The sequence below is a fragment of the Sphingomonas sp. Y38-1Y genome, assembly GCF_032391395.1.
Lineage (GTDB): Bacteria > Pseudomonadota > Alphaproteobacteria > Sphingomonadales > Sphingomonadaceae > Sphingomonas.
In genome coordinates this window covers 219246-242507 of the sequence record NZ_CP135916.1, presented here as the reverse complement: position 1 = coordinate 242507, position 23262 = coordinate 219246, and the positions used below count along the sequence as shown (strand labels likewise).

The 23262-nt window shown below is 69.8% G+C and carries 20 protein-coding genes; 10 read left to right on the top strand and 10 right to left on the bottom strand.

Annotated elements, in window-relative coordinates; genetic code table 11:
- A complete protein-coding gene (egtD, locus tag RS883_RS01025) occupies positions 1 to 978 on the top strand; it encodes an L-histidine N(alpha)-methyltransferase (RefSeq protein ID WP_315761797.1) in 978 nt (325 codons plus the stop codon).
- A gap of 3 nt (positions 979 to 981) precedes the next feature.
- On the opposite strand, the gene RS883_RS01020 is transcribed toward egtD, so the two are convergent.
- Complete coding sequence (locus tag RS883_RS01020; RefSeq protein WP_315761796.1) at positions 982 to 1923, bottom strand: DUF1176 domain-containing protein; 942 nt, start codon at positions 1921 to 1923, stop codon at positions 982 to 984.
- Between the two features lie 58 nt (positions 1924 to 1981).
- Between RS883_RS01020 and RS883_RS01015 the strand changes: the two genes are divergently transcribed.
- The 8 genes from RS883_RS01015 to RS883_RS00980 are packed head-to-tail and all read left to right on the top strand — an operon-like array spanning position 1982 to position 10020.
- On the top strand, positions 1982 to 2851 hold the full coding sequence (locus RS883_RS01015) for a 3-hydroxyacyl-CoA dehydrogenase NAD-binding domain-containing protein (protein WP_315761795.1): 870 nt from the start codon (positions 1982 to 1984) through the stop codon (positions 2849 to 2851).
- 21 nt (positions 2852 to 2872) lie between these two features.
- On the top strand, positions 2873 to 3814 hold the full coding sequence (locus RS883_RS01010; RefSeq protein WP_315761794.1) for a DUF1080 domain-containing protein: 942 nt from the start codon (positions 2873 to 2875) through the stop codon (positions 3812 to 3814).
- A 36-nt stretch (positions 3815 to 3850) separates the two neighbouring features.
- On the top strand, positions 3851 to 5089 hold the full coding sequence (locus RS883_RS01005) for a hypothetical protein (protein WP_315761793.1): 1239 nt from the start codon (positions 3851 to 3853) through the stop codon (positions 5087 to 5089).
- Positions 5086 to 5502: a secondary thiamine-phosphate synthase enzyme YjbQ gene (locus RS883_RS01000; RefSeq protein WP_315761792.1), complete on the top strand. Its 417-nt coding sequence runs from the start codon at positions 5086 to 5088 to the stop codon at positions 5500 to 5502. Before RS883_RS01005 ends, RS883_RS01000 begins: the two co-directional genes overlap by 4 nt.
- Before the next feature lie 45 nt (positions 5503 to 5547).
- Positions 5548 to 7212: an MFS transporter gene (locus tag RS883_RS00995; RefSeq protein WP_315761791.1), complete on the top strand. Its 1665-nt coding sequence runs from the start codon at positions 5548 to 5550 to the stop codon at positions 7210 to 7212.
- Complete coding sequence (locus tag RS883_RS00990) at positions 7209 to 8345, top strand: HlyD family secretion protein (protein WP_315761790.1); 1137 nt, start codon at positions 7209 to 7211, stop codon at positions 8343 to 8345. Before RS883_RS00995 ends, RS883_RS00990 begins: the two co-directional genes overlap by 4 nt.
- Positions 8342 to 9703: an efflux transporter outer membrane subunit gene (locus tag RS883_RS00985; RefSeq protein WP_315761789.1), complete on the top strand. Its 1362-nt coding sequence runs from the start codon at positions 8342 to 8344 to the stop codon at positions 9701 to 9703. The genes RS883_RS00990 and RS883_RS00985 overlap by 4 nt, the downstream gene beginning before the upstream one ends.
- Positions 9704 to 9750: 47 nt before the next feature.
- The gene (locus RS883_RS00980; protein ID WP_315761788.1) at positions 9751 to 10020 is read left to right on the top strand and encodes a hypothetical protein; all 270 of its coding nucleotides are present in this window, start codon (positions 9751 to 9753) and stop codon (positions 10018 to 10020) included.
- Positions 10021 to 10038: 18 nt separating this feature from the next.
- Here RS883_RS00980 and RS883_RS00975 read toward each other — a convergent pair whose 3' ends face one another.
- From RS883_RS00975 to RS883_RS00940, 8 genes are all read right to left on the bottom strand, one after another.
- A complete protein-coding gene (locus RS883_RS00975; protein ID WP_315761787.1) occupies positions 10039 to 11328 on the bottom strand; it encodes a serine hydrolase domain-containing protein in 1290 nt (429 codons plus the stop codon).
- Between the two features lie 24 nt (positions 11329 to 11352).
- Positions 11353 to 13635: an ATP-binding protein gene (locus RS883_RS00970; protein WP_315765221.1), complete on the bottom strand. Its 2283-nt coding sequence runs from the start codon at positions 13633 to 13635 to the stop codon at positions 11353 to 11355.
- 71 nt (positions 13636 to 13706) lie between these two features.
- Positions 13707 to 15194 carry an ATPase domain-containing protein gene (locus RS883_RS00965; RefSeq protein WP_315761786.1) on the bottom strand — a complete coding sequence of 496 codons (1488 nt, stop codon included), beginning with the start codon at positions 15192 to 15194 and terminating at the stop codon, positions 13707 to 13709.
- 158 nt (positions 15195 to 15352) lie between these two features.
- Positions 15353 to 16543, bottom strand: coding sequence for an alpha/beta hydrolase-fold protein (locus tag RS883_RS00960; protein ID WP_315761785.1), 1191 nt, complete (start codon positions 16541 to 16543; stop codon positions 15353 to 15355).
- Between the two features lie 160 nt (positions 16544 to 16703).
- Positions 16704 to 17591 carry an NAD(P)H-binding protein gene (locus RS883_RS00955; protein ID WP_315761783.1) on the bottom strand — a complete coding sequence of 296 codons (888 nt, stop codon included), beginning with the start codon at positions 17589 to 17591 and terminating at the stop codon, positions 16704 to 16706.
- 13 nt (positions 17592 to 17604) lie between these two features.
- Complete coding sequence (locus RS883_RS00950; RefSeq protein WP_315761781.1) at positions 17605 to 19776, bottom strand: xanthine dehydrogenase family protein molybdopterin-binding subunit; 2172 nt, start codon at positions 19774 to 19776, stop codon at positions 17605 to 17607.
- Entirely contained in the window at positions 19776 to 20792 is a 1017-nt protein-coding gene (locus RS883_RS00945) for a xanthine dehydrogenase family protein subunit M (protein ID WP_315761778.1), read from the bottom strand. The genes RS883_RS00950 and RS883_RS00945 overlap by 1 nt, the downstream gene beginning before the upstream one ends.
- Positions 20792 to 21427, bottom strand: coding sequence for a (2Fe-2S)-binding protein (locus tag RS883_RS00940; protein WP_315761776.1), 636 nt, complete (start codon positions 21425 to 21427; stop codon positions 20792 to 20794). Before RS883_RS00940 ends, RS883_RS00945 begins: the two co-directional genes overlap by 1 nt.
- Before the next feature lie 169 nt (positions 21428 to 21596).
- Here RS883_RS00940 and RS883_RS00935 point away from each other — a divergent pair, with 169 nt between their 5' ends.
- The gene (locus RS883_RS00935) at positions 21597 to 22568 is read left to right on the top strand and encodes an AraC family transcriptional regulator (RefSeq protein WP_315761775.1); all 972 of its coding nucleotides are present in this window, start codon (positions 21597 to 21599) and stop codon (positions 22566 to 22568) included.
- A gap of 3 nt (positions 22569 to 22571) precedes the next feature.
- Here the strand turns inward: RS883_RS00935 and RS883_RS00930 are convergent, their stop codons facing one another.
- Positions 22572 to 23219, bottom strand: a complete 648-nt coding sequence (locus RS883_RS00930) for an XRE family transcriptional regulator (protein ID WP_315761773.1) — start codon at positions 23217 to 23219, stop codon at positions 22572 to 22574.
- Between the last annotated feature and the right edge of the window lie 43 nt (positions 23220 to 23262).

The window sequence follows — 23262 nt, the reverse complement described above, 5'->3', positions numbered from 1 at the left end:
ATGCTGAAGCCTGAGATCGAGGACGGGCAGGTCAGCCTGGCGGACCCGGCGTTCCGCGCCGACGTGCTCACCGGCCTCGCCGCGCGGCCGCGCGCAATCCCGGCGCGCTGGTTCTACGACCGGCGCGGATCGGAGCTGTTCGAGGCGATCACCGAGCTTCCTGAATATTACCCCACCCGCACCGAAGTCGCGCTGCTCGACAGCGCATGCGGCGAGATCGCCGAACAGGTCGGACCGGGCCGCGCGGTGATCGAGTTCGGCTCCGGCTCCTCGACCAAGACGCCGCGCCTGCTCGGCTGTACCGATCCCGCCGCCTATGTCCCGATCGACATCTCGGGCGATTTCCTGCGCGCCTCCGCGGCCGAACTGGCGCGAGGATTCCCCGGCCTGCCGGTGCTGCCGGTCGAGGCCAATTTCATGCATCCGGTGCCGCTGCCCGCCGCGGTCGCCGACATGCCCAAGCTCGGCTTCTTTCCCGGTTCGACGATCGGCAACATGACGCCCTTCGCCGCCACCGACCTGCTCCGCGCGATGCGCACGAGCCTGGGCGAGGGCGCGATGCTGCTGATCGGCATCGACCGGGTAAAGGATCCCGCGGTGCTCGTCCCGGCCTATGACGATGCGGCGGGCGTCACGGGGGCGTTCAACCTCAACCTCATCGAGCGGATCAATCGCGAGCTTTCCGGCACGATCCCCGTCGATGCGTTCGCGCACAAGGCGGTGTGGAACGACGCCGCCTCGCGCATCGAGATGCATCTGGAGGCGCAGCGCGACGCGACCTTCACCGTCGAGGGACGGCCGTTCGCGCTTGCCGCTGGCGAGACGATCCACACCGAGAACAGCCACAAATATGGCGAGCGCGGCGCGCGCGTGCTGCTCCGTTCGGGCGGCTGGACGCCGGTCGCCGAATGGACCGACCCCAAGGGCTGGTTCTCGCTGATCCTGGCCGAAGCGAAGCCGGTCGACCTGGCGCCTTGAGGATCAGCGCGCCACCCGCGCGATCCAGGTGCGGATCAGCGCGCGGCTGCCCCGGCACTCGGTCATCTCTGCACGCTCGGTCAGCCTGAAGCTTCTGCCGTCCCACGCATAGCTCTGTGACACGCCGCAATCGCCGAGACCGCGTCCCTTGGCATAGGAGGACAGGATACCGCGATCATAGGACGGCGTGACCACGGTCGGCACGACCTCGCCGTCGCCGTTCGGCGGCACGTCGAAGCGCGCCGGGGCGAACCGCGTGCCGTCGGTCACATAGATCGCCGACCAGGACTGATAGGCCCCGAGCCCGCACGGGACGATCGCCAGCGTCCGACCGCCGCCAAGCGGGTGCAGCTCGGGCCGGGCCATCGCGGCATCGTCGATCGGCTGGCAATCCGCCGTCTTGCGCATCCGCTCCAGCATCGCCGGTGCGAGGGCCGCCGCCCGGCCCGCGATCCGCGGCACGCGGATGACGGGCGCAGGCGGGCGAGGGGCCGCCGCGCCGCTTGCCGATCCGCGCGCGACGATCGCGTCGACCGTGCCCCCACGCCGCTGTCGATCGTCGATATAGCGCAGCGCCGCCGCCGCACCCGTCAGCGACAGGGCGCCCTCCTTGCCGATCCGCGCACCTAGCCCGGCGGCGAAGGCGCGTGCGATCGCCAGCGGCTGGTCGCCGGTGCGCTTGCCATCGACCGTGATGTCGGAAAGCTTGGCCTCGCTGTCCAAGGTGATGTCGATCGCACCACCGGGGCCGGGCTCGCGGACGAAGGACAGCAATGGCTTGTCGAACGGGTCGGCTTCCGGCCCCAGCGCCGCGGCCTCGCACCGCAGCGTGTTGTCGCAGCCGACGATCCAATCGCCGAACCGGCGCAGCTCGCCGGGTGCGGCCTGCGCCATTGCGGGCGCCGCGAGGGCGAGAAGCGTCGAGGCCAGCGCGGTACGGAGCATGGCGCTGACGCTAAGCACCCGGTAGGAGCCTGTCCAATCGATAGGCAGGAGTGGAACGATGAAGACCATTGGCGTGATCGGCGCGGGCCAGATGGGGGCGGGCATCGCCCAGGTATCGGCGCAGGCGGGCTATCGCGTGCTCCTGTCCGACGTCGACAAGGCGCGGGCCGAGACGGGCAAGGCGGGCATCGCCAAGCTGCTGTCGCGCGCGGTCGACAAGGAAAAGATCAGCGCCGACGACCGCGACGCCGCGCTCGCCCGGATCGAGCCCGTCGACAGCGTCGAGGCGATGGGGCCTTGCGACCTCGTCATCGAGGCGGCGACCGAGCGCGAGCCGATCAAGCGCCAGATCTTCGAGGCGGTGGGCAAGGTGTTGTCGGACACCGCGATCCTCGCCTCCAACACCTCCTCGATCCCGATCACGCGGCTGGCACAGGCGTCGCCCGACCCGGCTCGGTTCATGGGCGTGCACTTCTTCAATCCCGTGCCGGTGATGGGGCTGATCGAGCTGATCCGAGGCCTCGCCACCGCCGACGCGACGGTCGCCGCGGTCGAGGCCTATGGCCGGACGCTGGGCAAGGAGATCGTCCACGCCAACGACGCGCCGGGCTTCATCGTCAACCGCGTGCTGCTGCCGATGCTCAACGAGGCGTGCTTCGCGCTCGGCGAAGGCGTGGCGAGCGTGCGCGACATCGACACCGCGGTGAAGCTGGGGCTCAACCATCCGATGGGTCCGCTGACGCTCGCCGACTTCATCGGCCTCGACACCTGCCTCGACATCTGCCGCGTGCTGTTCGACGGGACGGGCGATCCGAAGTTCCGCCCCGCCCCGCTGCTCGTCAAATATGTCGAGGCGGGCTGGGTCGGCAAGAAGGTCGGCCGCGGCTTCTATGACTGGACCGGCCCGGAGCCGGTGCCGACGCGCTGAGCCTGAGGGAGAGGGGGAGCCATGAGGACCGTATCGATCGTCGCCGCGCTTGCCGCCATCGCCATGCCGGCCTTGGCGCAGGATTCGAAGGAAGCGGCACGCGCCATCGCCGGTGAGCCCGCCGCGGCGCCTCAGCGGCTGGTGCTGATCGACGTGCCGAAGCCGGCGAGCAAGCGGACCGCGCTGTTCGACGGGCGCAGCCTGGCGGGCTGGACGCCGTGGCTGGGCTATGCCGACCCCGCGATCACCTATCGCGCTGGGCCCGATGCCGTGCCGGTCGGCATCAGCCGCGACACGAGCGGCGACTTCGCGGTCCGTCGCGTCGACGGCGCCCCCGCAATCTGGGTCAAGGGCGAGACCTGGGGCAGCCTGGTCCACCGCGCCGACCTTCGCGACTATCACCTTCGGCTCGAGTTCAAGTGGGGCACCAAGACCTGGGCGCCGCGCGAGACGCAGCCGCGTAACAACGGCCTGCTCTATCACACCCATGGCAAGCCCGGCGAAGTGTTCGGCACCTGGCGCCCCTCCGCCGAGTTCGAGATCATGACCGGCTCCACCGGCATGATCGTCGCGGTCGGCGGTAAGGTGCGCGGGCATACCAATGTCTCGTTCGACCCGGCGATCATCGCGCCGCACCTGCGCTATCGGTTCGGCGGGCGCGAGGTCGACATCGTCAACGGCACGCCGACCTGGAATGTCGAGGCGGCGACCGATGCGGAGCGGCCGGTGGGCGAGTGGAACACGCTCGACCTCTATGTCGTCGGCGACCGCGCGGTGCATGTGGTGAACGGCGTACCAGTGGCCGAGGTCCGCGACCTCGCCGTGATCGGTCCGGACGGCAGCCGCCAGCCGCTGACCCACGGCCAGATCCAGCTTCAGTCGGAAGGCGCCGAAACCTGGTTCCGGTCGATCACCGTCGAACCGATCAAGACCCTGCCCAAGATCGTCCTTCAGCGCGACTGACACGCCCATTCAGCTCGCGGCCAAGTGACGGAGGCTATGTTCGGCCGCGTGCATAGGAACCTGCGAACCGCGCTGGCCGCGGCACTGCTCTCGATCTTCGCGACGCCGGTCGCGGCGCAGACGCTTCCGGTCGCCGCGCTCGACGAGGATGCTGCGGCCGTCGCCGACCGGCTGGGAATCACCCCGCTGGAGGCAGCGCGGACGCTCCGCCTCCAGCTCGCCAGCATTCCCGCGACCGACGCGATCGCCGCGCGCTTTGCCGATCGGCTCGCGGGCATGTCGGTCGAGCACAAGCCCGGCTTCCGCATCGTCGTCCGCCTGACCGGCAGCGAGCCGGTCGCGACCGAATGGCTCGAGCTCGCCGGCGAGCGGGTGGAGGCGGTCTATGTCGTCGGCGCGCCCGCCAGCCACACCGCGCTCGTCCAGGCGCTGACCGCGCATCAGGCGGCGATCCGCGCCAGCCTGATCGTCCCGCCGGGTCTGGGCGTCGACCAGCGCACCGGCGAGCTCGTTGCGGTCGTCTCCACCCGCGACATCGCGCGCGAGGGGGCAGAGGCGCTTCGCACGCGCCTGTGGGAGCTGACGCGCGTGCCGATCCGGCTGCGCGTCGTCGACGATCCCGCGCTCGACTTTCAGGAGGATGACGGCATCGGCGGCGGGATGCGGATGATGGGCAGTCGGCCGGGCGACGAACGCCGCTACCTCTGCACCGCGGGCTTCGTCGTCACCGACGGCACGCGCGACGCGCTCACCACCGCGGCGCACTGTCCCGACACGCTCAGCATCCGCGACGCCGCGGGGCGCGAGGCCGAGCTGCCGTTCGCGGGGCAATGGGGCTGGGGCTATCAGGACGTCCAGCTCAACCTGAGCGCCGGGGTGCTCGCGCCCACCTTCTTCACCGACAAGGCGCGCACCGCCCGGCGATCGGTCACCGGCGCGGTCGGCCGGGCGGCGACGCGCACGGGCGACGTCGTCTGCCACCGCGGCGAGCGGACGGGGTACAGCTGCTCGCAGGTCGAGCTCACCGACTTCGCGCCGGCGGGCGACCTGTGCGGCGGCGCCTGCCTGCCGACCTGGACGACGGTCGCGGGGCCATCGTGCAAGGGCGGCGACAGCGGCTCGCCCGTGTTCCTCGGCACCACCGCCTATGGCATCCTCAAGGGCGGCAGCTATCGCAGCGGCGGTGGCTGTGCTTTCTATTTCTACATGTCGACCGACTTCCTTCCGACTGGCTGGCGCCTGCGCACCATCGCCGACGTGCAGCCGCCGGCATGAGGCAGGCCGCGCACGTGCTGACCGTCGCGACGCAGCGCCAGGGCCTGGTCGAGATCACGCGAGAGATCGTCGGCTGGGTGGCGGGCGAGGGGATCGAGACCGGACTCCTGACGATCTTCTGCCGCCACACCTCCGCCTCGCTCCTCATCCAGGAGAATGCGGCGCGCGAGGTGCGGACCGACCTGGAAGCCTATTTCGCCCGGATCGCGCCCGAAAGCGCCGACTATGCGCATGACGACGAGGGGCCGGACGACATGCCCGCGCATCTGCGCGCCGCGCTGACGCAGGTGCAATTGTCGGTGCCGGTCATGGCCGGCCGGCCGATGCTGGGCACGTGGCAGGGCATCTATCTGTTTGAGCATCGCGTCCGGCCGCACCGCCGCCAGATCGCACTCCATCTGCTGGGCGACTGAGCCCGGCCGCTTGGATTCGCCGCCGGTCGCTGGCAAAGCCATGGCTTGAGCACTGCCGGCGCCTATGACTTCAAACCGCACGAACGGCCGTTCCTGCCGGGGTCGCCGGCGACGCCCGATCACCCGCTGCCGCGCCGCATCGGCTATTTCGCGATCGGGGTGCTGCTGGGGCTGACCGGCGGGCTCAGCAACGGGCTCTTGCTGGCCAACCTGCCGCTGATCCAGGGCTCGCTGGGATTGACCCCGGTCGAGGGCGGGTGGCTCAACGCCATCTATTCGATGACCAGCGTGTGCATGAGCCTGCTGCTCATCAAGTTTCGCCAGCAATTCGGCCTTCAGCGCTTCACGCGGCTGTTCCTGGCCGGGTTCCTGGGCGTGACCGTCCTGCAGGTGTTCGTCCACAGCTATGAGGTGGAGCTGCTGACGCGCGGCGCCGCGGGGCTGGTCGGCAGCGCGCTGACGACGCTCAGCTTCTTCTACATCATGCAGGCGATGCCCGCCGCGTCGCGGCTGTCGGGGATGATCATCGGCTTCGGCATCGTCCAGCTCGGGCTTCCGCTGGCGCGCGTGATCTCGCCGCTGCTGCTCGTCGACGGCGACATCCAGACCTTGTTCGTGTTCGAGCTGGGGCTGACTTTGCTCTGCCTGGGCGCGGTCGCGCTGCTGCGACTGCCGCCCGCGGATCGCTTCCCCGCGTTCGAGAAGCTCGATTTCCTCACCTTTGCGCTGTTCGCGCCGGGCATGGCGCTGCTCTGCGCGGTGCTCGTCCAGGGTCGGATCATGTGGTGGACGACGCCGTGGCTCGGCTATGCGCTGGCGGCGGCGATCGTGCTGATCGGCGCGGCGATGCTGATCGAGCACAACCGTGCCAACCCGCTTCTCAACACGCGCTGGATGCGGACGCGCAACGTGCTCCGCTTCATCGTCATCGTGTTCGCGATCCGCATCCTCCTGTCTGAACAGACCGTGGGGTCGACCGGCCTCCTGACCGCGCTCGGCATGACCAACGACCAGCTCGTCTCGCTCAACGCGGTGATCCTGCTCGCCTCGATCGCCGGACTGGCGGCGGGGGTGGCCACGCTCAATCCCAAGGATCTGCTCTGGCCGGTGGTCGTCGCCGCGGCGATCATCGCGGTGGGCGCCTATCTCGACGCGCACGCGACCAACCTGACGCGTCCCGCCAACCTCTATTTCAGTCAGGCGCTGATCGCCTTTGCCGCTTTGTTCTGGCTCGGGCCGGTGACGATGGTCGGCATCCTTCGCGCGATCTCCCGGGGGCCGAGCCATCTGGTCAGCTTCTCGGCGGTGTTCGGCATGTCGCAGACCTTGGGGAGCCTGGCGGGCTCCGCATGGCTCGGCACGATGCAGATCGCGCGTGAGCGGGCGCATTCGCAGGACCTTGTCCAGGCGCTGATCGCGACCGACCCCCTCGTCGGCCAGCGCCTCCAGCAACTCGGCGGCGCCTATGCCCGCGTGCAGGGCGACTCAGCGCTCCGCCAGGCGGAGGGCGGCGTCCTCCTTGCCCAGCAGGTTTCGCGCGAGGCGAACATCCTTGCCTATAACGACGTGTTCTTCCTGATCGCGGTGCTTGCGCTTCTCGTCGTGCTGTGGCTCGGCGGGCGCTGGCTTTGGCTCAGGGCGAACCGGATCAATCCGCTCGCCGAGGAACTGGCTGCGATGCAGAAGATGCGGGAGCGCGCGGCGCAATGAACGAGTCGACGACCGAGCCTGCGCGGCTGGACGATCCGGTCGAGCCGGGGGCCCAGGCAGCGCCTCGGCGTGGCTGGGCGCCGCCGCGCGGTGGCCTTCGCTCCACCCTGTTCTTCGTCGCGCTGGTGTTCGCCGGCGCGTTGCTCGCGCTCTGGGCATGGGATCTGCCGCCGTTTCGCCGGAGCATCCAGGTCACCGACAACGCCTATGTCCGCGGCCAGACGACGATTATCGCGCCGCAGGTCAACGGCTATGTCGTCGCCGTGCCCGTCCGCGATTTCGAGAGCGTGAAGGCCGGCACGCTGCTCGCGCGCATCGACGACCGCATCTATCGCCAACGCGTCGATCAGGCGCAGGCGACGCTGGCGACGCAGCTCGCCAACCTCGCCAACTCGCAGCAGAGTGCGCGGTCGCGCGAAGCGGCGGTCGGCGGGCAGCAGGCCGCGATCCAGGCCGCGGAGGCGCAGCTCGCCCGCGCCCAGGCCGACATGCGCCGCGTCGACGAACTCGTCGCCGAAGGCTCCGTGTCCCTGCGCGAACGCGACCAGACGCGCGCGGCGCTGGCGCAGGCGCAGGCCGGTGTCCGCCAGGCACAGGCACAGCGGACGATCGGCGAGCAGGAGGTGCGTACCGTCTCCGTCGCACGCGGCGGGCTGGAGGCGGCGGTCGAGAATGCGCGCGCGGCGCTCCGGCTCGCGCAGATCGACCTTGCCAACACGATCATCCGCGCGCCGCAAGCGGGCAAGCTCGGCGAAGTGTCGGTGCGGCTCGGCCAGTATGTCACCGCCGGATCGCAGCTGATGTTCCTGGTCCCGCCGACCGTCTGGGTCTCGGCGAACTTCAAGGAGGCGCAGACCGCGCGCATCCTGCCCGGCCAGCCCGCGGTGCTTCGCGTCGATGCGCTGGGCGGTGCCGAAATCCGCGGGCGGGTGGAGCGGCTGTCGCCCGCGGCGGGCAGCGAATTCTCGGTCATTCGCCCCGACAACGCGACGGGCAATTTCGTCAAGGTGCCCCAGCGGCTGACCGTGCGCATCGCCATCGACGCGCGCGATCCGCTCTATGCGCGGCTCAGCCCCGGCATGTCGGTGGAGGCGCGCGTCGACACGCGCGGCGCGCCCGCGCCGCGGCGATGAAGCGCGCCTGGCTTCTCGGCCTGCTCGTCGCCGGCTGTACCGCGCCCGACCCGCAGCCGCCGCAATCGGCATCGGTGATGCCGCCGCTCGCCTGGCGTACCGGGCTGCCGGTGGGCGGCGAGATCGACGCGGCGTGGTGGAACGGCTTCGGCGATCCGGTGCTGACCCGGCTCGTCGAGACGGCGCGCGCCAACAACGTCGACGTCGCGATCGCCGCGGCCCGGGTGCAGGAGGCCCGCGCCAACGAGCGGCTGGCGCGCGCGCAGCTGTTCCCGACGCTCGACGGCGGGGCGGGGCTGACGCGCGCGCGGGCGGTCAATGCGCTCGGCCAGCCGAGCGAGACGACGGGCGCGCAGCCGATCTTTCAGGCCGCCTATGAACTCGACCTGTTCGGCCGCATCGGCAACCAGGTCGAGGCGGCGCGGCAGTCGACCCTCGCGACAGAGGCGGCGCGCGACACCACGCTTCTGTCGGTCGCGGCGGCGACGGCGAGCGGCTATGTCACGCTGCGCGCGCTCGATGCGCGGCGGCGCGTGGTCGAGGCGACGATCGCCTCCCGCGCAGAGGCGCTGCGGATCGCCCGATCGCGTGCGGAAGTCGGCTACACCTCCCAGCTCGAGCTGCGCCAGGCCGAAGCCGAGTATCGCGCGACCGCGCAGATCCTGCCGCAGGTGGACCTGGCCATCCGGCGCCAGGAGAATGCGCTGAGCCTGCTGCTCGGCGAATCACCGCGCGCGATCGAGCGGGGCGTTGCACTCGACCAACTGCGGTCGCCGCCGGTGCCCGCAGGCCTCCCCTCGGACCTGCTCCGCCGCCGGCCCGACATCGCCCAGGCCGAGTTCACGCTCGCCGCCAGCGATGCCTCGCTCCGTGCTGCGCGGGCGCAGTTCCTGCCGACGCTGCGGCTGACGGGATCGGCGGGGCTGACGCTGTCGACCGCGCTGGCCGATCCCGTCACAATCTGGTCGCTGGGCGCCAGCGTGCTCGCGCCGATCTTTCAGGGCGGGCGCCTCGACGCGCAGATGGACGGTGCAGCCGCGCGGCGCGATCAGGCGGCGTTCGGCTATCGCCGCACCGCGCTGACCGCGTTCCGCGAGGTCGAGGACAGCCTCGCCGCGATCGATCGCCTCGCAAGTCAGGCGCGCGAGCTGGAAGCGCAACGCGTCGCGGTGGCGGAGGCGCTGCGCCACGCCAGCAACCGCTACCGCGCGGGCTATGCCTCCTATCTCGAACAGCTCGACGCGCAGCGCGCGCTCCTCAACGTCGAGCTGACACTCGTCCAGACCGAGGCGGATCGCCTGACCGCGCTGGTCGCGCTCTATCAGGCGATGGGCGGCGGCTGGGACGGCACGCGATAGCCGCTTTCGTCGTCGCGGCGGCGGGTGTTCTGATGTAGCGAGGGGCGATGGATTTCGACCAACTGCTTCACCAGTTCTTCGGCACCGATGCGATCGGCGACCTGCCCCCGGCGCAGGTCGCGGCGGGCGTCGACCGCCTCCGCATCGCCTTCGGGCTGGAGCGCGACTCGGGTCGCCGCTTCGCGCTCTGGTGCCTGATGTTCATGCTGGGCATCGCGCCCGACGTCGACGAAGCGTTCGACGATCCCGAGGACCGCGACGCCGCGCGCGACTTCATGGAAGCGGCCGAGCAGGAGATCGAGGAACCCGACGCCTGACGGCCGCTCTCCTCCGCCTCAGTTCAGCGCCTGGTAAATCGCCGCGCGCAGCTTGCCATGGTCGTCGATGTCGCCCGCGGGCAGCAGCTGGACCATATAGGCGACGGTCAGTCCCTCTTCCGGATCGACCCAATACTGGCTGTGATAGGCGCCGCCCCAGCCGAACTCGCCCTCCGACCCCGGTTCGCCCGCCTTGCCGAGATCGGTGCGGACGTTGAAGCCGAGGCCAAAGCCCTTGCCCGCCTGGTACGGGATGTCGCCCAGATGGTTGGCCGTCATCAGCTCGACCGTCTTGCGGCCCAGATAGCGTCGCCCGCCGATCTCGCCGCCGCGGCGGATCATCTCGAGGAAGCGGCTGTAATCGGCAGCGGTCGAGAGCAGCCCCGCCCCGCCCGAGAAGGCGACGCGCGGTCCTCGCAGATAATGCCCCTGGCCGACATGCCCGCCGCCCTGCCACGCGCCGGGATCGGGCACGCGGCGCAGCTCGCCGCCCTCGGCGCCATAAACGGTCGCCAGCCGGTTCGCCTTTGCGGGCGGCAGGTAGAAGGAGGTGTCCTTCATGCCCAGCGGCCGGATCAGCCGCTCGTTCAGGAACGCCTCCAGCGTCTGGCCGCTGACCTTCTCGACGATCACGCCCAGGATGTCGGTGTTGTAGCCATAGACGAACTTCTCGCCCGGCTGCTCCGCCATCGGCAGCGCGGCCATGCGCGCGACGACGCTGGCGACGGGCTCGGCCCGGTCGGCGAAGTACCAGCCGAAGATGCCGGCATCGCGCCACGCCTTTTCCGCCGCGCCGTTGCCATAGGAGATGCCGGCGGTGTGGGTCAGCAGGTCGCGGATCGTGATCTCGCGCTTGGCGGGGACGACGTCGTACCCGCCATTGGGCCGCGCCACCGCGACGCTCGTCTTGCGCCATTCGGGGAGGTACTTGCCGACCGGATCGCTGATGAGGAGCTTGCCCTCCTCCATCAGCATCAGCACCGCGGTGCTCGTCAGCGCCTTGGTCTGCGATGCGATGCGGAAGATCGCGTCGGGACGCATTGGGTCGCGCGCTTCCTTGTCGCGCCAGCCGAACGCGCGGGCATAGACGGGGCGCCCGTCCTGCTGGATCTGGACGACCGCGCCGGCGATCCGGCCCTGATCGACGTAACGCTGCATCAGCTGCGACACGCGATCCAGCCGCTCGGCCGAGATCGGCGCGGGGCCGCGCGCTTCGCTGCGGACCTGGGCATAGGCCGCGCCGCCAAGCTGCAGCGGTGTCGCCGCGATCAACGCGGCCGATGCGATCAATCGAACGATGCGCTTCATCTGTCCCTCCCTGTTTTGCTCTTCTTATTCGCCCGGCGCGGCCGTGTCCCCCGACAACGTCGCCAGGCTGGCGGCAAGCTCTGCGCTGCGGAACGGCTTGGTGAGCCGCGGGATGTCGGGATCGATCCCCTCCGCCTCGGCATAGCCCGACACGATCAGCGCGCGGAGCGACGGACGCAGCTCGCGCAGTTCGCGGACGAGCTGCGCGCCGTTCATGCCCGGCATCAGATGGTCGGTGACGACCAGGTCGGGTCCGAGCCCGCCGCGCACCATCTGGAGCGCGCCTTCGCCCGAATTCGCCTCGACCACGTCATAGCCCATGTCGGCGAGCATGTGCGCGGTACTCATGCGCACCAGATCCTCGTCGTCGACCAGCAGCGCGGTACCGCGCGCCTCGCCCGGCCGCGGCGCGCGGTTCGGCTGGTGCTCGCCATCGGGCAGCACGGTGCTGATCGGCAGCCACAGCGCCACGGTCGTCCCTTTGCCGATCGCGCTGTCGATCGTCAGCGCGCCGCCGAGCTGCGCGGCAAGGCCGTGGACCATCGACAGGCCCAGGCCCGTCCCCTTGCCGATGCCCTTGGTCGAGAAGAACGGCTCGATCGCGCGCTGGCGGGTCGCCTCGTCCATGCCGCTGCCGGTGTCGGTGACGCCCAGCCGGACATAATGGCCGCGCGGCAGGCCCGGCTGCGGCTCGCGCACGCTTTCGCGCGCCGCGGAGATCGTCAGCTCGCCGCCGTCCGGCATCGCGTCGCGCGCGTTCACCGCCAGGTTGAGGAGCGCCATCTCCAGCTGGTTGGGATCGGCTTGCGCCGGTGGCAGGTCGGGATCGAGCCGGACGCTCAGGTCGATCGTCGGTCCCAGCGTCGAGCCGATCAGGTCGAGCATCCCGTCGACGAGCGGCGGCAAGTCGACCGCCGTCGCCTGAAGCGGCTGGCGGCGGGCAAAGGCGAGCAGGCGCTGGACCAGCGTCTTGGCACGCTCGGCCGACTGGAGCGCGCCATCGATCAACCGCTTCTCGCGCTCGCTGCCCAGCCCCTTGCGGTGGAGTAGGTCGAGCGAGCCGATGATCGGGGTCAGCAGATTGTTGAAATCGTGCGCGACCCCGCCGGTCAGGCTGCCCATCGCCTCCATCTTCTGGCTCTGGCGAAGCGCTTCCTGCGCCGCCTCGAGCTCGGCCTCGCGCGCTTTGGCGTGGCTGAGGTCGCGGCCGACGGCGATGAAGTTCCGGCCATCGGGCTCGGGCGCGACGATCCACTCGATCGCCTTCCACCCGCCATCACTGGTGGCGATGCGGTTCTCGAACCGGGTCGGCTCGCCCGTGTCGGCCATCGCCGCGATCGCCGCCAGCGTCGAGGCCTCGTCCTCGGGATGCATGAAGGTGGCATAGCCGCGCGAGAGCAGCTCCTCCGTGCTCCAGCCCAGCACCCAGTTCCACGCCGGGCTGACCGCCGACATCATGCCGGCATAGTCGGCGCGCGCCAGCATGTCCTGCGACAGGCTCCACAGCCGGTCCCGCTCCGCCGACCGCGCCTCGACCTGCGCCTCCAGCGTCTCGTTCATGTCCTTCAGCCGCAGTTCGGCGTCGCGGCGCGCGGTGATGTCGTTGAACAGCACCGCCACCCGGCGCTGCTCGGGCGCGCCGACGCGAAAGGCGTGGACGTCCCACCAGCGACGGAGCGCCGCCGATCCCTCCTCCAGGCGGCCCGGCACGCCCGTCATCGCGATCCGGCCGTAGAAGTCGAACCAGTGCTGCTCGTGGTTGGGCGCGACTTCCCGGACCCGCCGACCCGCGGGCTCGAACCCGGCCTGCGCCTCGAACGCGGGATTGGATTCGATGAAGCGATAGTCGCTCGGGGTGCCGTCGGCATCGAACAGCATCTCGATGATGCAGAAGCCGACCTCGATATTCTCGAACAGCGTGCGGTACCGCGCCTCGCTGTCCTGAAGCGCGATCAGGCGGCTGCGCGCCTCATACTGACGGCGGCGCGCGCGGATCGCCGAGCGGGCGATGCTGACGAGTGTCGTCGGGTGGAACGGCCGCTCCAAGAACGTGACGTTGCCCAGCACCTCCAGATAGCGCGCCGCCGCCGGATTGCGCTCCAGCCCGCCGCCGCGGCTGGTGAGAAGGATGAAGGGAAGATCCGACCATTCCGCCTGGTCGGCCAGCCAAGCGGACAGCGGCGACAGGTCGGCGGTGGCGATCGCCTCCTCGGTGACGATGACGAAGCCCGCGCCGCGGTCCAGTTCGGCCAGCAGGTCGGCCAGCGAGCCACAGGCGGCAACCTCCAGCCCTGCCTCGCCCAGCATCGCACTCGCGACCGCGGCGTCGCGGCCCCGCGGCGCGACGACGAGCGCACGTTCCGAAACCGTCGTCCGCTTCACGCGTCGTCGCCGTCCAGCAGGTCGATGTCGCCCTGAAGCACGGGCACGCCGCGCAGCACCCCCTGGAAGTTGGTCAGCGGGGCACCCAGCGACAGCCCGCGTGAGCCGATCTGGAATTCGCGAATCGTGTTCTCGTGCGCGCCGGTCCGCTTCTTGACGATCGACACCGCCCGGCGAACGCGGCCGAGCGCCTCGAAATAGCGGAGCAGGACGACCGTATCGGCCAGATAGGTGACGTCGACCGGCGTCTTCATGTCCCCGACCAGCCCGTGCTGCGCCACAGTGAGGAAGGTCGTCGCCCCCTGCCGGTTCAGGTATTGGAGGATTTCGTGTAGGTGCAGGATCAGCGCCTGCTCGCCCGGCATCGCCGCCTGATAGCCGTTGAGGCTGTCGATCACGACGGTACGCGCGCCATATTGTTCGACGCAGTGCCGTACGCGGGACGAGAACTCGCCCGGCGACAGCTCGGCGGCATCGACCTGTTGCAGCAGCAGCTTGCCCGAATCGATCATCGCCTGGATGTCGATCCCGATCCCCTGCGCGCGGTGGATCAGCAAGCCGATCTCTTCGTCGAACACGAACATGGCGGCGCTCTCGCCCCGCTCGATCGCGGTCTGGACGAAGGTCAGCGCGATCGAGCTCTTGCCCGTGCCCGCCGGCCCGAGCACCAGCACGCTCGACCCGCGTTCGATGCCGCCGCCGAGCAGGCCGTTGAGTTCGGGCGAGGCGGCGGTGACGAGCTCGCGCGGAAAGCTCGTCTTGTGTTCGGCGGAGACGAGGCGGGGAAAGATGCTGACGCCGCCCGTCTCGATCGTCGCATCGTGATAGCCGCCGCGAAAGCGCCGCCCGCGATATTTGATAACGCGCGCGCGCCGACGTTCGGCGCCATATTCGGGCGCCAGTTCCTCCAGGCGGACGACGCCGTGCGCGACCGAGTGGACGGTCTTGTCGTTGGCGTCGGTGGTGAGGTCGTCGAGCATCAGCACCGTCGCATTGCTCTTGGCGAAATAATGCTTGAGCGCGAGGATCTGGCGCCGATAGCGAAGCGAGCTTTGCGCGAGCAGCCGGATCTCCGACAGGCTGTCCAGGACGACGCGATCGGGCCGCACCCGCTCGAACGCCTCGAAGATGCGCTTCGTCGTCTCGCCGAGTTCGAGGTCGGAGGAATAGAGCAGGCTCTGCTGCTGATCCTCGTCGAGCAGGTTTTCGGGCGGGATCAGTTCGTAGATCTCGACGCCCGCCATGTCCCAGCCATGTGCCGTAGCGGTGGCGCGGAGTTCGTCCTCCGTCTCCGACAGGGTAACGTACAGGCAGCGCTCGCCCGCAAACGCGCCGGTCAGCAGATATTGAAGCGCGATCGTCGTCTTGCCGGTGCCGGGGCTCCCCTCGACCAGGAAGCACCGGCCGCGGTCGAAGCCGCCGCTCAGGATATCGTCGAGCCCGTCGATGCCGGTCCGCGCGTCGTTCGATGCTGTCGTCGCCAAGCTGATTCTCCCACGCGCGATCGATGGCCTGGGGCCGAATGAGTCGATCTATGGCAGGCGGCCAGCGCCCGCGCCATCACGGGTTAAGCGCGGACGGGATCATTTCGCACCAAAGCCGCCCGCACGAACGCATCGTGCGGGCGGCCGGTTACCGGCGCTCAGTCCCTGAACAGCATCGGCGCGAATTCGCGCAGGCTGCGCCGCCACGTCTGGAACTCGTGCGCGGTGTCCTGCGAGACGTAGAAGGCGCTGGGGATGCCCGCATCCTTCAGTGCCTTGGCATTGACCCGCGGGTCGACGCGCGGCCCACCCGGCGGCCCGCCGCCCCCACGCTCGAGCTCGCGGCTGCCGAAGCTAACGAAGGTCATCTTCACCTTGTCGCGATAACCGGGCGTGGTGTTGACGTCCTCCAGCGACACGGTGCCGCCGCTGAACAGGCCGATATAGTTGAACGTGTCGAGGTGCTTGGGCGCGATCAGCTTGGTCTCGAACCCGCCCATCGACAGGCCCGCCATCGCCCGGTGCGCCGGGTCTGCGAGCGTGCGGAAATTGCCGTCGACGTACGGGATCAGCTCGTCGAGGAGCACGGTCTGGAACGGCTTGATGTTGAACGCGGCAAGGCCGCCGGGCTGGCCCGGCCGCACCTCGTTGGTCATGCCGTACGTCATGACGATGATGAACGGCCGCGTTTTCCCCGCGGCGATCAGATTGTCCATGATGAGGTTGGCATGGCCCTGGTTCGCCCAGGCGGTCTCGTCCTCGCCCCAGCCGTGCTGGAGGTAGAGCACGGGGTAGCGCGTGCCCGCGTCCTTGGCATAGCCCGGCGGCGTATAGACGAAGGCGCGCCGCGGCGTGCCCGTGCTGGGCGAGGGGAACAGCACCTGCGCGACATTGCCGTGCGGCACGTTCTTCAGCGCGTAGAAGTCGGCATCATGCGCCGGGATCTCGATCCCGCTTTCCCACCGGACCGATCCGTAGAAGTTCTGCGCACCCGGATCGTTGAAGACCCCGCCGTCGATGGTGACGTGATAATAGTGAAAGCCCTCGTCCAGCGGGCCTTCCGACGTCCCCATCCAGCTGCCGTCCGGCGCCTTGGTCAGCACGGTGCCGCCCCGGCCGCCCAGGCCCAGGCTGACCTTCACCGCCTTGGCCTCGGGCGCCTCGATCCGAAAGCGGGCATAGCCCTGCGAATTGACCTGCGGATAGAGCTTGCCCGGCTGGTTGAGCGAAGAGGGCTTGAAGTCCTCGACCACCGTCGCCGGTGCGGCCGGTTTCGGCGGACTCGATTGAGCCCAGGCCGGCGTGACGATCGTCGCTGCGGCCAGCAGCAATGCAGCCTGTAATTTCATGAATGCCTCTCCCGATTGCCGATCCCCGCACGTCGGCCTTCTATTTTGTCGGAGTTATCGGGAGGCGCCGGTCAGTAAGCAAGCGTTATTGCGGCGGTGAGTTCAAGCCCGCGTCCTTCACCGGCGATGAAGCCAGACCCGCCGGTGACGAGCATCCGCGTCAGGCGGTCTTGTCGACCGCGGGTTTCAGGACGCGCTCGCACCAGTCGCGGAAGCGGGTCGGCGTCGCGCTGGCCGCGTCGCGCCGGGCGACGTTGTCGATCCCCTCGTCCTTTGCGCGCATCATGTCGACATACCCTTGCGCGAACGAGCCGCTCATCCCGCGTGCCAGCAGCTGCGCCTGGAATGCGTCGAGCGGGATCGGCTGGTAGCGCACCGGGCGATCCAGCACCTCGCCTACGGTCACCGCCATCTCGGCAAAGGAGAGGTCCTCGGGACCGAGCACGGGCTGCTCGGCCTGGCCCGCCCAACCGCGATCGAGCAGAAGCCGCGCCGCGACCGCGCCCATGTCGGCGGTCGCGGTCGTGGGTGCCCGGCGGTCGGGGTCGATCGTGCCATAGAATATGCCCTGGCCGGCGATGCTCGCGACCTGACGCAGCAGGTTGTCCATGAAAGACGGCATCGCCAGCCCGCGGAATGCCGCGCCGCTCGACATCAACAGGTCGTCCATCGCGATCGAGGCGGTGACCAGGCCCGCCCGATCCTGCCAGCGCGTATCGCGGCCGAGCGCGGTGACGCTCACGACGCGAGCGATGCCGTGCCGGCGGATCGCCTCCACCGCGGGGCGGGTGAAGTCGAGATACGCCGCCTCCAGCGTCTTCGCCGTATCGGGCGGCACCAGCCAGAACAGCGCGTCGGCCCCGACAAGCGCGCGATCGATCACCGCCGGGTCGCCATGCGATCCCTCGACGATCTCGACCCGTCCGGTCAGCGCGGGCTCGAGCCGGGCGGCGTCGCGCGCTACGATCCTGACCGGGCTGCCCTCGGCGAGCAGATGGCGCACGACATGGTGGCCGACCTGACCGGTCGGCGTGGTGACGACGATCATGATGATGCCTTTGCTAGAGAAGATGCTCGATGCGGATCGGCATGCGCCGGATGCGCTTGCCGGTCGCATGGAAGACGGCGTTGGCGATCGCGCCGGAGGCGCCCGCCAGCGACACCTCGCCCAGCCCCTTCGCGCCGATCGTGTTGAGCAGCGGATCGGGCCGGTCGATGAACGCCACCTCGATCTCGCCGACATCGGCGTTCACGGGGACGACATAGTCGGCAAGGTCGTTGTTGAACCACCCGCCGAAGCGTGGGTCGACTTCGGTCTCCTCGCGCAGTGCCGAGCCGATGCCCCAGACCACGCCGCCGCGGACCTGGCTCGCGGCGGTGCGAGGGGAGATGACGCGCCCGCAATCGGCGACGCTGACGACGCGCGGCACGCGGATGCGGCGCGTGCGCGGCTCGACATGCACTTCGGCGAAGTGGGCGATGTAGCTGAAGGTGGTGAAACGCGGATAATCCGGCCCCGCCAGCGCATAGCCATAGCCGCGAAGCCCCTGAAGCGCCGCCGCATCCTGGCCGGGCGCCAGCGTCGAGACCTCGACCTCGACGAAGGGACGACGAATGGCGGCAAGCTGGCGGTGGAGATTGCCCGGGACGGCGCGTCCGGCGAGCAACTCGGCCATCGCCGCCTTGAGCTTCTCCGCCACGGCCTCGACCGCCGGCAATGCGCTCGCCGTGCCCCAGGAGCCTGCGGTCAGGTGCTGCGGCGTCATCGCGGTGTCGCCGATCTCCAGGCTGAGCCGCTCGCCATCGATGTCGAGCGCGCGCAGGAGCGCCGCGGCGATCACCGTGCGGATGCCCTGGCCCATCTCGTGCGCCGACAGCGACAGCCGCGTCGTGCCGTCGGCGCCCACGCGCAGCCTGGCGATGTTGGCGGAAGTGAGCGCGGGATAGGCGCCGCATCCGACACCGATCCCGACCAGCGTGCCGTCGGGCTGCACCATCGATCCCGGCGCCGCCCGTCGTCTGTCCCAGCCGAAGCGCCGCGCCCCCTCGGCAATGCACTCGTTGAGGAAGCGGGAGGACAGCGGATGTCCCGTGATCGGGTCGGTCGTCGCATCATGCGCGAGGCGAAAGGCGACCGGATCCTTGCCGAGTTTGTAGGCAAGCTCGTCCACCGCGCCCTCGAACGCGAAGGAGGCGGGGTGGGGAAAGGGCGCGCGCATATAGCCCGGACCCTGCGTATCGATGCGGACATTGGCGGCGGTGCCGCGATAATTGGGAATGCCGTACATCTGCGGCTGCGATTCGTGATAGTCGGGCGGAAACTGCCCGGTGCGCGACTGCTGGTGGTCCGCGTCATATTCGACCGCGATCATCCGCCCGGCCGCATCGGCGCCGATCTTGATCCGGTGGCGGCTGCGCGGGCGGAAGCTGGCATTGTGGAACACCTGTCCGCGCGGCATCACCAGCTTGACGGGGCGACCGATCAGCATCGCCGCGCGCGCGACGAGCGGTGCCTGGCGCTGCGCCGTACCCTTCTGGCCGAAGCCGCCACCGACATAGAAGGATTTCACGTCGATGATCGCCGGATCGATCGCCAGCGCCTTGGCGACGTTCGCCTTGACGACCTGCGCGCCCTGCGCCGATTCATAGATCGTCAGCCGCCCGCCGCTCCAGACCGCGACCGTCGAGAGGAGCTCGATCGGGTTGTGGTGCTGGGCGGGGCATTCATACTCGACCTCGACGACGGTCGCCGCGCGCTGCATCGCCGCGGCCGCATCGCCCGCCACGGTCGGCTCGATCGGCTGGCGCTCGCCGCCGAGGCTGGTGATCGTCGCGGCGAAACTCGGCGCCTCGGCATAGCGCGCGGCGATCGCCTCGGCCCCCTCGATCGCTGCCTCGATCGATTCGGCGACGACCATCGCGATCGGCGCCCCGCGATAGGGGATCTCGGCGACGATCGTCGGCGTGGCGGGGGCGGCGCCCAGCCCGCGCGCGCCGGGCGGCGGCGGCGCCGGCTTGCCGAAATCGGCGGCGGTCAGCACGCGCACGACGCCGCGCACCGCCATTGCCGCCTCGACCGACAGCTCGGTCAGCTTGCCGCGGGCGATCCGTGCGGGGACGACCATGGCATAGAGCATGCCGGGCAGGCTCACGTCGGCGCTGAAGCGCGTGCGGCCCAGCACCTTGTCGCGCGCGTCGAAGCGGGCGCGATCCCCGAAAGGCTCGGCAGGCATCAGGCGTTCCTTTCCATGGCGATCATCAGCGCGTCGGCAACGGTGCGGGCGGCCAGCTCGATCTTGAACCCGTTGTGACGGCCGGCACGCGCACCCGTCAGCGCCGCCCGGCCAGCGGCGAGCGCCGTCTCTGCCGTCAGACGCTGGCCGGCGAGCATCCGCTCGGCCGCCTCGGCGCGCCAAGGCCGCGTCGCGACGCCGCCGAGCGCGACATGCGCCCGGCGCACGCGCCCGCCCGCCAGGTCAAGCGCGACCGCGGCGGAAGCGAGCGCAAAGGCATAGCTCTCCCGGTCGCGGATCTTGTGATAGGTCGATCGCCGTCCTGCGGCGGTTTTAGGTACGGTGATCGCGACGATGATCTCGCCCGGCGACAGCGCGAATTCGAGGTGCGGCGTCGTCCCCGGTGCGCGATAGAGGTCGGCGACGCGCAGCGTACGCGACCCGCCTGACCCCAGGATTTCGACCGAGGCGTCCAGCGCGACCAGCGCCACCGGCCAATCGCCGGGACTGACCGCGGTGCAGGCCGCGCTCTGCCCCAGCACCGCCTGGCCGCGGTCGATCCCCTCGATCGCCGCACAGCCGCTGCCGGGCTCGCGCTTGTTGCAGGGATAGACGCCGACCGCGGACGGATTGCCCGTGCCGTTGCGGAAATAGACGCAGCGCGTCCGCTGCAACAGGTTGCCGCCGACCGTCGCCATGTTGCGAAGCTGCTGCGATGCGGCCTTGGACAGCGATTCGGCGAGCACGGGATAGTCGCGCAGCACCCGCGCATCCCGGGCGACGTCGCTCATCCGCGCAAGCGCGCCGAAGCGCAGCACCGCGCCATCGGTGTCGATGCCGTCCAGCCCCTCGATCGCGGTCACGTCGATCAGGTGCCGGGGCCGCGCGACGTCGAGCTTCATCATGTCGTAAAGCGACGTGCCGCCCGCAATATAGCTGGCGCCGGCGCCCGCGCGCCCAAACGCGGCGATCGCCTCGGCGGCGGACCGCGGGCTCGTATAGGTGAAGGGCTGCATCAGGCCGCCCCCATCCGCTTGGCCGCATCCTCGATCGCGGCGACGATCCCGACATAGGCGCCGCAGCGACAGATGTTGCCGCTCATATATTCGCGGATGCTCGGCCGCGAGGTCGCATGCCCTTCGCGTACCAGCGCCACCGCGGCCATGATCTGGCCGGGCGTGCAATAGCCGCACTGGAGCGCGTCATGATCGATGAAGGCCTGTTGCATCGGGTGCAGCGTCTCCCCGTCCGACAGCCCCTCGATCGTCAGCACCTCGCGGCCCTGCACCTTGGCGGCGAGCGTCAGGCAGGAGGCGACGCGGCGGCCGTCGACATGGACGGCGCACGCGCCGCACTGCCCATGGTCGCAGCCCTTCTTGGCACCGGTCAGCCCCACCCGCTCACGCAGCAGGTCGAGCAGCGAGGTGCGGGCGTCAATCTCGCCGTCGAAGCGCTCGCCGTTGATCGTGGTGGCGAGCGCGAGTCGATGCTCCGACTCCGCCGGCATCGCGCCGCCGGTCGCGGCCGCGGCGGGCGCCGCCAGCGGTGCGAGCGCGAGCGCGGCACTCCCCTGGAGCGCGGTCCGCCGGCTGACGCCCATGCCGGCTGGGTCGTGGGTGGAACAAGGCTTCGGTTCGACGTCTTGGCTCATCGACTGCACTCCCTTGTCCCGGAAGATAGCGGGCCTGTCCGCTGGACGGGATATGTCGTTCGTCCGAAAAGCTGTCGCGATCGTCCAGATCCGCGGCCCCAGATTGCCAAGGGCGCGCAGAGCGGGAAGATGCGGCTTCGGTTTCGGCCATGGTTCCAGGGAGATCGTCATGGACCCCATCGACCAGGTGCTCGAGGGGCTGAGGCTGCAAGGCTCGGTCTTTTCGCGGATGGAGCTCGGCGCCGGCTGGGGTTTCTCGAAGGAGTGCCTGGGCGGTGCGCCCTTCCACCTCGTGATCGAGGGAGAGGCGTGGGTCGGCCACGATGCCGACGACTTGGTGCGGCTGGGCGTCGGCGAGATGGCGATCTTCCCGCGCGGCGAGGCGCATCTGCTCCTCTCCGCACACGATGCCGAGGCGTTGCCCTTTCACCGGATCGCGGTCGATATCGGGCTGCCCGAATGGCGGCCGGGTATCCGGCTGAAGCCGCGCGTGCTGCGCTTCGGCACCAACGGTCCGCCGGTCACGCGTTTGGTGTCGGGCATCTTCGAGTTCGCCGACCGTCGGCGCAATCCGCTGCTCTCGGCGCTGCCCGATATCCTGATGCTGCGCGGCATTTCGGGCGAGCGGGCGCGGACCACGATCCGAACCGTCGCGATGACGATCGACCATGAGGTGGAGGCGAGCGCGCCGGGCGCGCGCCTCGTCGCCGCGCGGCTCGCCGACTATCTGTTCGTCGAGGCGGTGCGCGAGCATCTGGTCTCGAACGGGCGCGACGATCGCGGGTGGCTGCGCGGACTCGGCGATCCGCTGGTGGGTCGCGCGCTGTCGCTGATCCACGCCGATCCCGGCCGCGACTGGTCGGTCGACCTGCTGGCGATCGAGGTTGGCGCGTCTCGGTCGCAGTTCGCCCAGCGCTTCCGCGCCTTGGTCGAGCGCGGGCCGATCGAATATCTGCGCGAATGGCGCATGTTCCTCGCCTCGGCCCATCTTGCCGAAGCGCAGATGCCGCTCAAGGAGATCGCACGCCGCGCCGGCTATCGCTCGGTTCCCGCCTTCGGCCGCGCCTTCAAGCTCTGGGCGGGCGAGCCCCCCGCCGCGGTCCGCCGCACGCGCCAGGCGGTGGCGGCGGTGCAGCGCTGAGCGTCAGGCCGCGTCCTTGGCCTCGGCGCGGTGGCGGTCGTGGAGCGTCAGCATCGCGTCCATCAGGTTTTCCTCGGGGCTCGACATCACGCCCAGCACCTCGGCCTCGTCGCACCCCTCGGCGGCGAGATAGGCGTGGCCCATGCTCGAATCGATATAGAGCGACTGACCCGCCGATAGTGTGACCGGATCGTAGAATTCGGTCTGCACGACGACGCTGCCGCTCAACACATAGATGAACTCCTCGCCCGAATGGCGGACCAGGTCGCCGAACTGCTCGGCCGATCGCGCGCGGATCTTGGTCACGACGGGGATCATCCGCTTGCGGCGAAGCTCGGTGCAGAGATAATAATAGTCGTAATTGGGGGTCTCGACCCGAACCGCGCGCTCGACATCGCCCAGGCTGCGGCGCGCGGTGACGGCGGGGCCGGCCTCAGCCTCCGTCTCGGCGAACAGGTCGGACATCCGCATGCCCAGCCGCTGCGCCAGCGATTGGAGCTTGTCGTAGGAGAGCGTCAGCCGGTCGTGCTCGATCTTGGACAGCGTCGAGACCGGGATGCCGCTCTTGGCGCTCATCTGCTTGAGCGTCCAACCCTCACGCGCGCGAAGCCCCTTGAGCAGGGTGCCCAGGGTCGGCCGATCAGCGGACATGCAATCTCTCTCCAAGCCATTGACGCATTCTCCGATCAGGATA

Excerpts from the sequence above, each read along its gene's own strand:
- egtD (WP_315761797.1), top strand. The coding sequence starts at position 1 with ATGCTGAAGCCTGAGATCGAGGACGGGCAGGTCAGCCTGGCGGACCCG.
- RS883_RS01020 (WP_315761796.1), bottom strand. The coding sequence starts at position 1,923 with ATGCTCCGTACCGCGCTGGCCTCGACGCTTCTCGCCCTCGCGGCGCCC.
- RS883_RS01015 (WP_315761795.1), top strand. The coding sequence starts at position 1,982 with ATGAAGACCATTGGCGTGATCGGCGCGGGCCAGATGGGGGCGGGCATC.
- RS883_RS01010 (WP_315761794.1), top strand. The coding sequence starts at position 2,873 with ATGAGGACCGTATCGATCGTCGCCGCGCTTGCCGCCATCGCCATGCCG.
- RS883_RS01005 (WP_315761793.1), top strand. The coding sequence starts at position 3,851 with ATGTTCGGCCGCGTGCATAGGAACCTGCGAACCGCGCTGGCCGCGGCA.
- RS883_RS01000 (WP_315761792.1), top strand. The coding sequence starts at position 5,086 with ATGAGGCAGGCCGCGCACGTGCTGACCGTCGCGACGCAGCGCCAGGGC.
- RS883_RS00990 (WP_315761790.1), top strand. The coding sequence starts at position 7,209 with ATGAACGAGTCGACGACCGAGCCTGCGCGGCTGGACGATCCGGTCGAG.
- RS883_RS00985 (WP_315761789.1), top strand. The coding sequence starts at position 8,342 with ATGAAGCGCGCCTGGCTTCTCGGCCTGCTCGTCGCCGGCTGTACCGCG.
- RS883_RS00980 (WP_315761788.1), top strand. The coding sequence starts at position 9,751 with ATGGATTTCGACCAACTGCTTCACCAGTTCTTCGGCACCGATGCGATC.
- RS883_RS00975 (WP_315761787.1), bottom strand. The coding sequence starts at position 11,328 with ATGAAGCGCATCGTTCGATTGATCGCATCGGCCGCGTTGATCGCGGCG.
- RS883_RS00970 (WP_315765221.1), bottom strand. The coding sequence starts at position 13,635 with ATGCTGGGCGAGGCAGGGCTGGAGGTTGCCGCCTGTGGCTCGCTGGCC.
- RS883_RS00960 (WP_315761785.1), bottom strand. The coding sequence starts at position 16,543 with ATGAAATTACAGGCTGCATTGCTGCTGGCCGCAGCGACGATCGTCACG.
- RS883_RS00955 (WP_315761783.1), bottom strand. The coding sequence starts at position 17,591 with ATGATCGTCGTCACCACGCCGACCGGTCAGGTCGGCCACCATGTCGTG.
- RS883_RS00950 (WP_315761781.1), bottom strand. The coding sequence starts at position 19,776 with ATGCCTGCCGAGCCTTTCGGGGATCGCGCCCGCTTCGACGCGCGCGAC.
- RS883_RS00945 (WP_315761778.1), bottom strand. The coding sequence starts at position 20,792 with ATGCAGCCCTTCACCTATACGAGCCCGCGGTCCGCCGCCGAGGCGATC.
- RS883_RS00940 (WP_315761776.1), bottom strand. The coding sequence starts at position 21,427 with ATGAGCCAAGACGTCGAACCGAAGCCTTGTTCCACCCACGACCCAGCC.
- RS883_RS00935 (WP_315761775.1), top strand. The coding sequence starts at position 21,597 with ATGGACCCCATCGACCAGGTGCTCGAGGGGCTGAGGCTGCAAGGCTCG.
- RS883_RS00930 (WP_315761773.1), bottom strand. The coding sequence starts at position 23,219 with ATGTCCGCTGATCGGCCGACCCTGGGCACCCTGCTCAAGGGGCTTCGC.